Source organism: Balneola sp., from assembly GCA_002694685.1.
GTDB lineage: Bacteria > Bacteroidota > Rhodothermia > Balneolales > Balneolaceae > Gracilimonas.
Map to the genome: position 1 here is coordinate 113,319 of NZMW01000010.1, position 13,367 is coordinate 126,685.

Genomic DNA, 13,367 nt, shown 5'->3' on the forward strand with positions numbered 1-13,367 from the left:
TTTGGTTTTATTAGCCACAAAATCGCTAAATCACAAAATGTTTTGGCTAGGCTGAAGCTTGAATCAGCGGTTCTCTCCGCTAATCAGCCTTTTGAGTTCAATGAACTTCTTTAAACACTATAATTTCAAATCTTTTTCGTGTTTTAGCGATTTTGTGGCATTAATTTTTCTGTGTTCTTGTTTCCTAAGTTACGTTACAGTTTGTACCTTTGAAAGGCATATATGTCCCAATTTAAACTTCACTCACCTTACGAACCCGCAGGCGATCAGCCTAGTGCCATAGCTGAACTTACAGAAGGCCTCAATGCGGGAGATAAATTTCAAACTTTGCTGGGAATAACCGGCTCCGGTAAAACGCGTACCGTTGCCAACGTTATTGAAAATGTGGAGAAACCCACCCTGGTAATGAGTCATAATAAAACGCTGGCCGCTCAGCTCTATCGGGAGCTTAGTGACTTTTTCCCCGAGAATCGTGTAGAGTTTTTTATCTCTTACTATGACTATTATCAGCCGGAAGCCTACCTCTCTACACAGGATAAATTCATTGAAAAAGATCTTTCTATCAATGAAGAAATCCAGCGACTGAGGCTTCGGGCGACAAGCTCTTTACTCTCCGGGCGACGGGATGTAATCATTGTTTCTTCAGTGAGTTGTATTTACGGTATTGGCTCACCTTCTGAATATGAGAAATTAATTTTGACCCTGAATAAAGGTCAGGAGATTCCGCGCAATACTATTTTGTATGATTTGGTGGACCTTCATTATAACCGAAATGACCTGGACTTTAAGCGAGGGACTTTCCGGGTTCGGGGTGATGTGATAGATGTCTATCCGGCCTATTCTGACGAAGGACTTCGAATTACACAGTGGGGGGATGAAATTGAATCCCTTCAGCTTTTTGATGTAAACGATGGAACTGTTCATGACTCTGTGGATGAGTTTCGGGTTTATCCTGCTTCACATTATGTGACTTCTAAGGCTAGACTTGAACAATCCATTGAGCAAATTCGAGAAGAATTAGAGTGGCGAAGAAAAGTCCTCGTGGATGAAGAAAAATTTCTGGAAGCTAAACGCATAGAGCAGCGCACCCTTTTTGATATTGAGATGATTCAGGAAATCGGATACTGCTCTGGGATCGAAAACTACTCCCGATATTTAAGTGCCCGAAAGCCCGGCGAACGCCCCTACTGTTTGCTCGATTATTTCCCGGATGATTTTTTGGTGGTTGTAGATGAAAGTCACCAAACTATTCCCCAAATTTCAGCTATGTACGGCGGAGATCGCTCTCGAAAAGTCGAATTGGTTGAACACGGGTTCCGACTACCTTCCGCGCTTGATAACCGTCCACTTACATTTGATGAGTGGGAAGGTTTAGTAAATCAGGCCATTTTTGTAAGTGCTACACCCAGTGATTATGAACTGGAAAAGTCCGGCGGTGTTTATACCGAACAAATTATTCGACCAACCGGGTTGATGGAACCCGAGATTGAAATCCGCCCGCTGGATAACCAGGTGGATGATTTATTGAGTGAAATTCAGGAAAAAGTTAAAAAGAAAGAACGGGTTCTGGTTATTACTTTAACCAAACGGCTTAGTGAAGAGCTCAGTGAATACCTTAAAAACCTTGGCATCAGCGCGGCATATATGCATAGCGAGTTAAATGCCCTTGAAAGAATCGAAGTTTTATATAAATTCCGCCGCGGAGATTTCGATGTTCTCGTTGGAATTAACCTGTTGCGTGAGGGGATTGATATTCCTGAGCTGAGTTTAGTTGCTATTATGGATGCCGACAAGGAAGGCTTTCTTAGATCAGAAACATCATTGTTTCAGATTGTAGGGCGCGCCGCCCGAAATGTTGGCGGAAAAGCCATTTTGTATGCAAACAAAATGACGAAAAGCATCCAAAAGGTAGTAGATGAAACCGAGCGCCGGCGCAAAGTTCAGGAAGAGTATAATGAGAAACATGGAATCACTCCTGAAACCATTAAGAAGGAATTGAAGCCTTTGGTTGACCCGGCATTGATATCTAACAAAAGCTTTGATTTTGCTCAGGGTGACGACGATGCGAGCGAAGAAGCGCTTGAAATTGTTAAAGTTGCTGAGGATGGCATTCAGTATAAAGCCAGTCCGGCGATGAAAGAAGTCACCTTTGAAAGCAAAGACAAGTTAATTGAACATCTCCGGGAAACCATGATTCATGCTGCCAAAAACATGGAGTTTGAGGAGGCGGCCCGAATCAGGGACCAAATCGGACAATTAGAACAAGAATTATAGTTTACCATGAAGAATACTATTACATTTTTGAAATCATTCGCAACGGATAAAGATGTTGCTTCTATTACGCCATCTTCTCAATACTGTGTGCGTAAGCTTTGCGAGCATATTGATTTCAAGGCCACCAAAACAATTGTAGAATATGGTGGCGGGACCGGGGTATTCACTAAGCATTTCTTAAAGAAAATGAGTCCTGATGCTCAGCTTTTTGTGTTTGAAACCAACGACAATTTTATAAACACGCTTTCTAAAATTGACGACGACAGACTTACTATTTTCCCTGACAGTGTTGAAAATATAATGTCTTTGATGCCGGAAGAACTGATTGGCAATGTTGATCATGTAGTTTCCGGTATTCCCTTCTCTTTCTTTGACTGGGATATGAAAATCGACATCCTGAATAAAACTAAAGAAGTGCTCCACGAGAACGGATCTTTCTTAGCCTATCAAACATCCGGGCATCTAAAAAAGCCGCTTACCGAAGTATTTGATAACTACACGACTGACTTCTGCTGGAAGAACATCCCGCCGTATTTTATTTATGAGTCGGTGAATGAGCTATAGTTCAAAAGTATCTAGATGCTATTCTTTTCATATAATTATTAGTTCTTGCTTCATTTTTATTAACATAAATAACACCCTTTTAAAGGATTTCATTTAGCTTTTTACCATTCCGGGTCTATTTTTGTAAAGATTAAATATGGGTTATCATTCTTGTCAATTTCCTTTTCAAAAGCTACCAAAGAAGGGTTTTTTTGTTTTAAGCTAGACCACTCGGATCCCTTCTTTTTCTTATTTGAAATATATTCTACAAGGGATGTAGATTGTTGAAACCACACCAAAGTATCTCCTTTTATTTGAATCGGCCGTCGCATCATTGGACCTAATCCTATATCATCTTTAAGCTTAATGTTACTTGTGTGAAGCATTTTGTTTTCTTTATTAGATGCAAACACATAGTTATGATTTCTTTTATATCTATATGTAAAAAATGAAAAATCTTCAGCTTCATAATAGTTTGATATATTATTAGCGTACTCTTCTAATAGTTTAATTCTCTCTATAACATTTTCTTTCTCTTCAAAAAAACTCTCCGGTAATTCTTTTTCTCCAAAATCTATTTTTTTGATTTTTTTAAATTTTTCTTTGTCATAGCTATAGATAATATAATCTGATGGGGCTGTAAAAAATACTTTATCATTAAATACAGAAAAGTTTGTAGGCAAATTGTAATGGTAATCTATTAGGTCAGGATCAATATCAATACTCTCCTCTCTTATATTAAAATCATTATCTGTTATCAGCATGTTATGGCTATCATCCATTGAGTTTGTTAAAACATTATTCATAAAGATTAAATAACCACTTTCAATTTTTTTAAATCTACTTAACCGATGTTTGAAAGTTTTTTCCTCAATGTATTCTCCATTGTTTGAATTATAGTATATAAACTTACTTCCACCGGTATCATATATAATAATTTGATTGTTTTTTAGATCAACATCAAAATCGTTGGGACTCATAAATTCTCCTGGTCCTCTACCATAATTTGATATATCAAATAATAATCTCCCCTCTTCATTATATACATACAGTGCTAATGATTGCTCTGCATCCAATACATATATTTTGTTGTTCTTCAATAAAACTTTCTCTATCTGACCGATATAATTTCCGCCTTCTTCAGATAGCTTTAGATACTTTACATTAGATATTATTGAACTTGTATTTACAAATTCAGTTTTTTCAGGATTAATTTCTGTCGCCTCAATTTTTGACCCCTTCTTTTTCTTTTCTGTATCGGAGCATCCAAATATTAGGAAAAAAGTTAACAGTGTTAGTATAATTTTGTCCATAAGATCTACTTTAAAGAGTCAGTCTTTAGATTATGCTTTCTTTCTGATAGGACCTACCATTCCTCTGGGTCAACAGGCATTTCATCATAGGTGTATTGGTTTTCTGCTTCACATGTACCAGCTCCATATATACACCTAATCACGATTTAGCCTGATTCATACTATAGAACCCCAGTATATTTTATTTATGAGTCGGTGATTAAGTAGGGTTACTTTACTCTGGCTTCTTGCCCAGTTTTTTGCATAAAGAACCCAGCTGTTCTTTTTCTTTATTACTGAGGCAGCTAAACTCTTCCTTAATTTTCCCGAGGTGCTGTGGGAAAAAGTCTTCAATATATGATCGCCCTTTTTTTGTTAACGAGATAATTACAGCCCTGCGATCATTGGGGTCTGTTTTCTTTTCAACCATTCCACTCTTCTGAAGGTTATCAATCACCAGCGTGATATTTCCTCCACTTTTTAACAACTTCTGCCCTAATTCTCTTTGATTAAGAGGACCTAAATGAAGTAAGGCCTCCAGAGTGCCAAACTGACTCACCGTTAGATTTGCTTCAGAGAGGTGGCGAGACAACCTCCCGTTCATACTTTCGGTGGCACGCATTAACTTAATAAATGCATTCAGGGTTGATTTATCTTCTTCCGATCCTTCGTAATGCGTTCCCATACAATCCTTTATCTATTCTATTACCTAAAACTTCAACCAAAAAAGCTTCGTTCACTCACACTTCATAAGTGATGCTAACCGGAGCATGATCTGAAATATCCCACTTTTTTTCTATTTCAGCCACTTTTGCTTTTTCGGCTAAGGCACTGGTTGCCAAATGATAATCAATTCTCCACCCTTTATTTCGATCTTTTGAGGCCGCCCGATAACTCCACCAGCTATATAAGTCTTCTTTCTCGGGGTGAAGTTGACGAAATACATCATGGTAGCCAACTTCCAGAAATTCCGTCACCCACTTCCTTTCCTCCGGTAAAAAGCCAGACGTTTTATGCTGCTTGCTGGGATTATGAATATCAATTTCAGTGTGGCAAATATTAAAGTCTCCACAAAAAACTGCGGGCTTTTCTCCTTCAACAACCTTTTTTCCAAAGCGGATGAAGTTATCCAAGAAATCCATTTTCATATCCTGGCGAATGTCACCTGTTGTTCCACTGGGGGCATAAATACTGAATACCCGGTAGTTTTCAAATTCAGCCATAATCACACGGCCTTCTTTGTCTATCCAATCTACTCCGAGACCTTGCTCAACTTTAATAGGCTTTTCTTTTGAGTAAATTGCTACTCCTGAATACCCCTTTTTCTCAGCGATGTGGTAGGATTCGTGATAGCCGAGTTCTTTAATCTCTTCTGGAACCTGCTCTTCAAGCGCGCGAAGCTCCTGAATACAAATAACATCGGGATTACTCTCTTCAACCCAGTCTATAAAACCTTTTCGATGTGCCGCCCTTATTCCATTTACGTTGTACGAGCTGATCTTTGTCAAAATGGGTTACTTGGCTTTAAGAATTCCGAAATTTCTCTTTCCAACTTTCAGGGAAAATTCATCCCCGTCAGAAAAGGTAATAGAGTGATTTTTGTCCGTGACTTTCTTGTCGTCAATACTAACACCACCCTGTTTAATCATGCGCTTAGTTTCTCCGTTACTTGGAGAAAAGCCGGTTTCAGCAACAATATCGAGCAGGCGAATTTCTTCTCCGGTTTCAAAATAGAATTCCGGTGCGTCGTCCGGCACTTCCTTGTTGATGACCGTTTGCTCGAAGTGGTTCTTTGCTCCTTTAGCAGCTTCCTCACCGTGATACATACGGACAATAGTGAACGCTAAATCATGTTTGGCATTTCTTGGATCGGTTTTAATCTTTTCTTTAATAGCCGGAAGTTCTGCAGTATCCACATCTGTAACTAACTCAAAATAGGTGTAAATCAAGTCATCCGGAATGGACAGGGATTTGCCATACATATCATTTGGCGCTTCGTTAATCCCGATGTAATTATCGTATGATTTGGACATTTTTGCCGAACCGTCGGTTCCCACCAACAGTGGCATCATCAAACAAACCTGAGGCTCTTGTCCATCTTCTTTTTGAAGCTGACGGCCTACCAAAAGGTTAAACTTCTGGTCGGTTCCGCCAAGCTCTACATCTGATTTCAGGTAAACGGAATCTTGTCCCTGAGCCAGTGGATATAAAAATTCGTGCAAAGAAATCGGCTCATTGCCTTCAAAGCGTTTTGAAAAATCATCCCGCTCAATCATTCGGGCAACCGTCAGTTTAGATGACAGCTTAATCACGTCCATGAAATCCATTTCGCCCAACCAATCGTTGTTGTTGGTCAATGTGAGTTTACTTTCATCCAGAATGCTATTAGCCTGTTCAATGTAGGTTTTGGCATTCTCTTTTACTTCTTCCAGCGTCAATGGTGGACGCGTTTTATTTTGGCCGGTTGGGTCGCCAATCATCGCCGTAAAACCACCAATAATCAAAATAACTTCATGCCCTAAATCCTGAAATTGTCTCATCTTCCTCAGGATAACGGAATGACCTAAATGGAGATCTGGACGAGTCGGATCAACCCCAAGCTTTATCTTAAGCGGCTTATTCTCTTTTCTTGATTTCTTAAGCTTCTCAACAAGTTCTTCTTCCGGAACAATCTCTGTGGTTCCTCGACGAATAATTTCAAGTTGTTCCTCTACAGGTAAAAATGACATCTAATTATCTGAGTTATCGTTTAAAAATGGAATGTTTTCTAATGGGTTATGATCGCTGATATTAGCTTTCAGCGTTTCTGTATAATTTTCAGCTCCCGGATAGACTAAAGCTACTCCGTTGTAAGTCAATGGAGCCAAGTAAATTACGTAGGGGTATAAATAGGAATCATTTCTAGCTTGTTCACCAGGTACATTAAAGCCGGCTAAAAGCAGAAGCACGGCACTAACCACCAATCCACTTTTCAAGGCTCCAAAAGTCGCTCCTAAAATCCGATTCACCATGCTAAGCTTTACGGCTTTCAGTAGTTCCTTGGTGGCATATGCTAATAGAGCTACTAAACCAATGGTTCCTATAAATAGAATAGCTCCAGAAACAAAGGGCACAAAAGATGCTCCCTCTTCAAAAAGGGGTGCAACCATTCCGGTAAAGGCATCCAGGTAGTTAAAGGTGAGGAAAACAGCCAGAATAATAGCTACAATATTGAGCACTTCTTTTACCAATCCATTCACTGCACCTTTGTAGCCAAAGTATAGAATAGGTGTGGCAATAATCAGATCCAGGATCAGCATTCGTTATCCCCCGAGCTCCTCTTTTACAACCCGGCTCACCATAGAACCATCGGCTTTTCCTTTCAGCTGCCCCATAAGTGGGCCCATTACTTTCCCCATATCCTGGATACCGGAAGCGCCAAGAGCTTTTATTTTATCCTGAACGATTTTTCGAACGTCATCCTCGTCCATCATTTCAGGAAGGTACTCTTCAATAATCTTAAGCTCCTCTTTTTCTTTCTCGGCTAAATCTTCACGACCACCTTCTTCAAACTGATCAATGGATTCTTTTCTTTGTTTGGCTGCTTTCATTAGCACTTCTACAGCCTGCTCATCATTAAGCTCTGCCTCTCCATCCTTTCGCTCACTGATTTCCTTTTCCATCAGTTTTGCTTTTAAAGATCTCAGCACCTGAAGGCGGTCTTTAGCCTTAGCCTTCATAGCTTCCTTGATGTCCGAAATAATTTGTTCTTTTATTGTCATGATTTCCTCCGTAGCTGAAAATAACCAAAAAAAAAGGTTACACAATCAAAATTGCGTAACCTTATATATTCCTTATGAATGAATTATCAGGATCTATTTTCTTTGATGTATTCATTAACATTTTCCTGATCCATCATCACCTCTTTGTAGGCATACTTTCCTTTATCATTCTTGGTAGAAATGATAACCTTTGCCATTTTGCGGTGAGCCGCTTTCGCTTGTAGTGCTTCTTGTCCAAATGATTGCTTCTTAGCCATAACTCTGGTTATTTAATTTCTTTGTGAACAGTATGTTTACGAAGAACCGGATTGTATTTTTTCAGTTCAAGTCTATCGGTAGTTGTTCTTCGGTTTTTAGTAGTAACGTAACGAGATGAACCGGGTTTTTCGGTGCATTCTAAGATTACCTGAACTCTGCTTCCTTTTGCCATAATTCTATACGTCTTTTATAAGAGTTCCTTTTTTCCGCGCGTCTTTCAATACTGCAGAAATTCCCTTCTTGTTAATTGTTCTTACAGTTTTCGCAGAAACTTTGAGTGTTACCCATTTGTCTTCTTCGGGTACGTAAAAACGACGCTTTTGTAAATTCAATTCAAAGCGATGTTTCGTTTTATTATTCGACTTAGAAGAACGGTATCCGTTCAAAGCTCCTTTTCCAGTAATATCGTCTTTTCGCGACATTGTTAATTCGGTTAATTCATAATGAAAATAGACACCAAAGATAGAGGTATAATCATCAAAGTTCAACGGCAGCTGGTATGAAAATTCTAATTATTAACATTTTCTCGAATTATCCACATTTCCGATCGCTTTTCTCTTGCTGAATTTCACCCCAGAAGCGACAGCTCTAATATTTTCAATAAAAACCCTTCCTTTTTTTGATTTTGCCCGCGCAAGCTATATTTTCAGGCGTTAACAAACTCATCTAAGAAAGCTATCACACCATACTTATGGCAAAAAAACAAGGTTCTGACTACAAGGCGTCAAACATACAGGTTTTGGAGGGTCTTGAAGCAGTACGGAAGCGCCCTGCAATGTATATCGGGGATACGGGTCAGCGCGGCCTTCACCACTTAATAAACGAGGTGGTCGACAACTCCATTGATGAAGCTCTTGCAGGCTATTGCGATCATATCATTGTAACTATTAATGAAGACGGCTCCATGACCATTGAAGATAATGGTCGCGGTATTCCGGTTGATACTCACGAGAAGCTGGGTATTCCCGCTGTTGAAGTTGTGCTTACCAAGCTACACGCTGGTGGTAAGTTTGATAAAGATACTTATAAAGTTTCCGGTGGACTTCACGGAGTGGGCGTTAGTTGTGTAAACGCTCTTTCAAGCCACTTTAGAGCTGAAATTCACCGTGATGGTGAAATCCATGTTATGGAGTTTGCGCACGGAGGCACTACAGTACCTCTATCTGTTAAAGGAAAAACAAAAGAGACCGGTACTAAAATCTCTTTCACTCCTGACGAAACTATTTTCACGCAGACTGTTGAATTTAAGTTCAACATTATTGCTGAGCGCATGAGAGAGCTGGCTTTTCTTAATCCTGAAATTACCATTGAACTTGTTGATGAGCGGGAAGAGGACGAAGAGCTCAAAAGCGAAACTTACCATTATGAAGGTGGAGTAAAAGACTTTGTTGATTTCCTTGATGAGCATCGCGAATCCATGCTCGACAAGCCAATCCATATAACCGGAGAGCTTGATGAAGTGCCCGTTGAAATTGCTATTTCTTACAACAACTCTTACTCAGAAAATGTACACTCTTATGTGAACAACATTAATACACGCGAGGGTGGAACACATGTTTCCGGTTTTCGCCGTGCATTAACTCGATCACTTAAATCGTATGCAGAGAAGAATAACCTGATTAAATCTAACAGTAAGATTTCTGTTTCAGGTGAGGATTTTCGTGAAGGAATGACGGCTGTATTGAGTGTTAAGGTTCAGGAACCTCAGTTTGAAGGTCAGACCAAAACCAAACTTGGGAACTCCGAAGTTCAAAGTGCGGCAGAGATTGTTGTTTATGATCAATTGAATGAATACCTGGAGCAAAATCCGAAGGCTGCTAAAAAAGTCATTCAAAAAGTAGTGCTTGCAGCCGAAGCTCGTGAAGCAGCTAGAAAAGCTCGTCAACTCGTTCAGCGTAAAAGTGTTATGAGCGGCGGCGGACTTCCTGGAAAACTGGCTGATTGCTCAATCAAAGATCCGGAACATTCTGAAATTTACCTGGTTGAGGGTGACTCTGCCGGTGGTTCTGCTAAGATGGGTCGTAATCGAAGCTTTCAAGCTATTCTTCCTCTGAGGGGTAAAATCTTAAACGTTGAGAAAGCCAAGATTAACCGCATTCTTGAGAACAAAGAAATCCAGGCTATGATTACTGCCTTTGGAACGGGAGTTGGCCATGGTGAAGAAGATTTCGAATTAGAGAAACTTCGTTATCATAAAATTATATTAATGACGGATGCTGATGTTGATGGTTCACACATTCGAACCTTACTTCTGACATTTTTCTACAGATATATGCGTCCGCTCATCGAGAATGGATTTATATACATTGCTACTCCTCCATTATATAGAATAACCACAAGCAAGGATCTTGAATACGCCTGGGATGATGCCACTCGCGATAAGCTTGTAAAAGAACTCAAGAAAACGCGTAAGAAATTCGACGTTTCCCGATATAAAGGACTGGGTGAAATGAACCCTGAACAACTTTGGGAAACTACGATGGATCCTGAAACGCGCACCCTTCAGCAAGTAACGATTGAAAGTGCCGCCGGAGCTGATAAACTTTTTTCCACCTTAATGGGTGGTGATGTAGAACCTCGCCGGGAATTCATTGAGCGTAATGCTAAGTACGCCACTATCGATATTTGATCCAATTAATCTGAATACAGACTAACCTTTTTTACTACCTGATTTATGGCCAGAGAAAAAATTATACCTATTACTATAGAAGACGAAATGCAGTCTTCCTACATCGATTATTCGATGTCGGTTATTGTATCCAGGGCTCTTCCTGATGTTAGAGATGGCTTAAAGCCTGTTCACCGACGTGCACTTTACGGAATGAACGACCTGGGGATGTATCATAATCGTAACTACAAGAAAAGTGCCCGTATTGTTGGTGAGGTTCTTGGTAAGTACCACCCTCACGGTGATACTGCTGTTTATGATTCCATTGTTCGAATGGTTCAGGATTTTTCGCTTCGCTACCCACTCGTTGACGGTCAGGGAAACTTTGGCTCCATTGACGGTGATAGCGCGGCTGCTATGCGTTATACTGAAGTCCGCATGGATCGCCTTTCAGAAGAACTTCTTTCTGACATCAACAAAGAAACGGTTGACTACCAGCCTAACTTTGATGATACCCTTGAAGAGCCAACCGTTCTTCCAAGTATGTTGCCGAATCTCCTGCTAAATGGAGCTTCCGGTATCGCTGTTGGTATGGCGACTAATATGGCTCCACATAATATGACGGAAGTCATTGACGGAGTTACCGCCTATATCGACAATCCGGATATCGAAATTAAGGCACTAATGGAACACATTACGGCTCCTGATTTCCCTACTGCTGGTATTATTTATGGATATGAAGGTGTTAAAAACGCTTATGAAACGGGTCGTGGTAAAGTAACGCTCCGTGCACGTGCCAATACTGAAGAGCTTCGTGGTAATCGTGAGCAAATCGTTATTACTGAGATTCCTTATCAGGTTAATAAAAGCACGCTTATTCAGAAAATTGCCTCTCTTGTAAATGATGAGAAGATTACTGAAATCTCAGAGGTTCGTGATGAGTCTGACAGAGAAGGAATTCGCGTTGTCATTATTTTGAAGCGATCTGCAAATGCAGGCGTTGTACTTAATCAATTATATAAGTACACCCAGATGCAGACTACTTTTGGTATTATCAACCTCGCCCTTGTAAAAGGCAGGCCAAAAGTAATGGATCTCAAAGAGCTGATTTATCACTTTGTAGAGCACAGAGTTGATATTATCATCCGACGTACCATGTATGACCTGGATCAAGCGGAAGCTCGGGCGCATATTCTTGAAGGTCTTAAAATTGCTCTTGATAACCTGGATGAAGTTATTAAAACCATTCGGGCATCTAATAATCCTTCAGAAGCTAACATTGAACTTCGTAAGAAGTTTGCCCTTACAGATATTCAGGCTAAGGCAATCCTGGACATGCGCTTACAAAAGCTTACCGGCTTAGAGCGTGAAAAGATTGATGGTGAATACAGAGAGATTATTGACAAAATTTCTGATTATCGCGAAATCTTATCTAACCGTGACAAGCAAACATCTATTATTAAGGAAGAGCTTGCAGATCTAAAAAAACGATATGGCGATGGGCGAAGAACTCAGGTAGTTCACTCTGCTGACGACTTCAACATCGAAGACATGATCGCGAATGAAGATGTCGTTGTGACTATTTCCAACAAAGGGTTTATAAAACGCATGCCCGTAAGTGGATATCGCCGACAGCGCCGTGGTGGAAAAGGAATGAAAGGCACCACAACCCGCGATGAGGAATATGTAGAACATTTATTCGTAGCCACAACCCACAACTATATTCTATTCTTTACAGAGAAAGGAATGTGTTACTGGTTGAAGGTTTATGAAATACCAGAAGGAGGTCGACTCGCAAGAGGTCGTGCTATTGTCAACCTTATCGAATTAGATAAGGATGATGCCATTAAAGCCTTTGTTCCGGTCAAAACCCTTGAAGATGAAGAGTACATTAACGAACACTCTATCATCATGGCCACAAAAGATGGGCAGGTTAAGAAAACTACCCTCGAGGCTTATAGTCGCCCAAGAAGGGATGGAATCATTGCTATCAACATTAAGGAAGGCGACAGCTTATTAGCTGCTGAGCTAACTGATGGTGAAAGTAATATCATTCTTGCCAACAAAAATGGTAGAGCTATACGATTCCACGAAAGTGACGTTCGAGATATGGGCCGAAACACTTCCGGTGTAAAAGGTATGACACTCGGCAAGAAAGATGAAATTGTGGACATGGTTGTCATTAAGAACACTCATGAAGCAACTGTTCTTGCAATGTCAGAAAACGGTTATGGTAAACGCTCTCTTGTAGATGATTACAGAGAACAATCAAGGGGCGGTAAAGGCGTTATTACATTGAAGATAACTCCTAAGACCGGTGACCTGATTGCCCTTAAAGAAGTTACCGATCATGATGATTTAATGATCATCACTGAGAAAGGGAAGGTAATTAGAATGAGTTGTGGAGGTATTCGAACAATGGGTCGAAATACTCAAGGTGTTCGAATCATGCGCCTCGACTCTGATGGTGCTATTGCAGCCGTAACAAGAGTTGTCAATGAAGAAGAAGGTGATGACGACGAAGGAGGAGAAGGCGATGAAGATTAATTTCTTCATTGAGTTTTTACTCTAAATAAATATCAAAAAAAGGGCTTCAATTTATTGAAGCCCTTTTTTATTACTCAAAATTTT

General features: G+C 40.1%; 13 protein-coding genes. 4 read left to right on the forward strand and 9 right to left on the reverse strand.

Annotated elements, in window-relative coordinates; genetic code table 11:
- The first annotated feature begins 222 nt into the window (after positions 1-222).
- Positions 223-2,274, forward strand: coding sequence for an excinuclease ABC subunit B (locus tag CL667_10065; GenBank protein ID MAL18046.1), 2,052 nt, complete (start codon positions 223-225; stop codon positions 2,272-2,274).
- A gap of 6 nt (positions 2,275-2,280) precedes the next feature.
- Entirely contained in the window at positions 2,281-2,838 is a 558-nt protein-coding gene (locus CL667_10070) for a hypothetical protein (GenBank protein ID MAL18047.1), read from the forward strand.
- A 101-nt stretch (positions 2,839-2,939) separates the two neighbouring features.
- Here CL667_10070 and CL667_10075 read toward each other — a convergent pair whose 3' ends face one another.
- The 9 genes from CL667_10075 to rpmB all read right to left on the reverse strand — a co-directional run bounded on the left by CL667_10075 (position 2,940) and on the right by rpmB (position 8,550).
- Positions 2,940-4,130, reverse strand: a complete 1,191-nt coding sequence (locus CL667_10075; GenBank protein ID MAL18048.1) for a hypothetical protein — start codon at positions 4,128-4,130, stop codon at positions 2,940-2,942.
- Positions 4,131-4,344: 214 nt separating this feature from the next.
- The gene (locus CL667_10080) at positions 4,345-4,794 is read right to left on the reverse strand and encodes a MarR family transcriptional regulator (protein ID MAL18049.1); all 450 of its coding nucleotides are present in this window, start codon (positions 4,792-4,794) and stop codon (positions 4,345-4,347) included.
- A 55-nt stretch (positions 4,795-4,849) separates the two neighbouring features.
- Complete coding sequence (xth, locus tag CL667_10085; GenBank protein ID MAL18050.1) at positions 4,850-5,617, reverse strand: exodeoxyribonuclease III; 768 nt, start codon at positions 5,615-5,617, stop codon at positions 4,850-4,852.
- A gap of 6 nt (positions 5,618-5,623) precedes the next feature.
- Positions 5,624-6,838, reverse strand: a complete 1,215-nt coding sequence (locus tag CL667_10090) for a tyrosine--tRNA ligase (GenBank protein MAL18051.1) — start codon at positions 6,836-6,838, stop codon at positions 5,624-5,626.
- Entirely contained in the window at positions 6,839-7,408 is a 570-nt protein-coding gene (locus CL667_10095) for a hypothetical protein (protein ID MAL18052.1), read from the reverse strand.
- 3 nt (positions 7,409-7,411) lie between these two features.
- Entirely contained in the window at positions 7,412-7,870 is a 459-nt protein-coding gene (locus CL667_10100; protein ID MAL18053.1) for a glutamyl-tRNA amidotransferase, read from the reverse strand.
- A gap of 86 nt (positions 7,871-7,956) precedes the next feature.
- Positions 7,957-8,127 (reverse strand): DUF4295 domain-containing protein, encoded by a 171-nt coding sequence (locus tag CL667_10105; GenBank protein MAL18054.1) that lies wholly within the window; start codon positions 8,125-8,127, stop codon positions 7,957-7,959.
- A gap of 8 nt (positions 8,128-8,135) precedes the next feature.
- Entirely contained in the window at positions 8,136-8,300 is a 165-nt protein-coding gene (gene rpmG, locus CL667_10110; GenBank protein MAL18055.1) for a 50S ribosomal protein L33, read from the reverse strand.
- A gap of 4 nt (positions 8,301-8,304) precedes the next feature.
- Positions 8,305-8,550 (reverse strand): 50S ribosomal protein L28, encoded by a 246-nt coding sequence (gene rpmB, locus CL667_10115; protein ID MAL18056.1) that lies wholly within the window; start codon positions 8,548-8,550, stop codon positions 8,305-8,307.
- A gap of 269 nt (positions 8,551-8,819) precedes the next feature.
- On the opposite strand from rpmB, the gene gyrB reads away from it, so the two are divergent.
- Together gyrB and CL667_10125 are read left to right on the forward strand one after the other, a co-directional pair.
- Positions 8,820-10,757, forward strand: coding sequence for a DNA topoisomerase (ATP-hydrolyzing) subunit B (gene gyrB, locus CL667_10120; protein ID MAL18057.1), 1,938 nt, complete (start codon positions 8,820-8,822; stop codon positions 10,755-10,757).
- A gap of 45 nt (positions 10,758-10,802) precedes the next feature.
- Positions 10,803-13,283 (forward strand): DNA gyrase subunit A, encoded by a 2,481-nt coding sequence (locus CL667_10125; protein MAL18058.1) that lies wholly within the window; start codon positions 10,803-10,805, stop codon positions 13,281-13,283.
- Positions 13,284-13,367 lie beyond the last annotated feature (84 nt).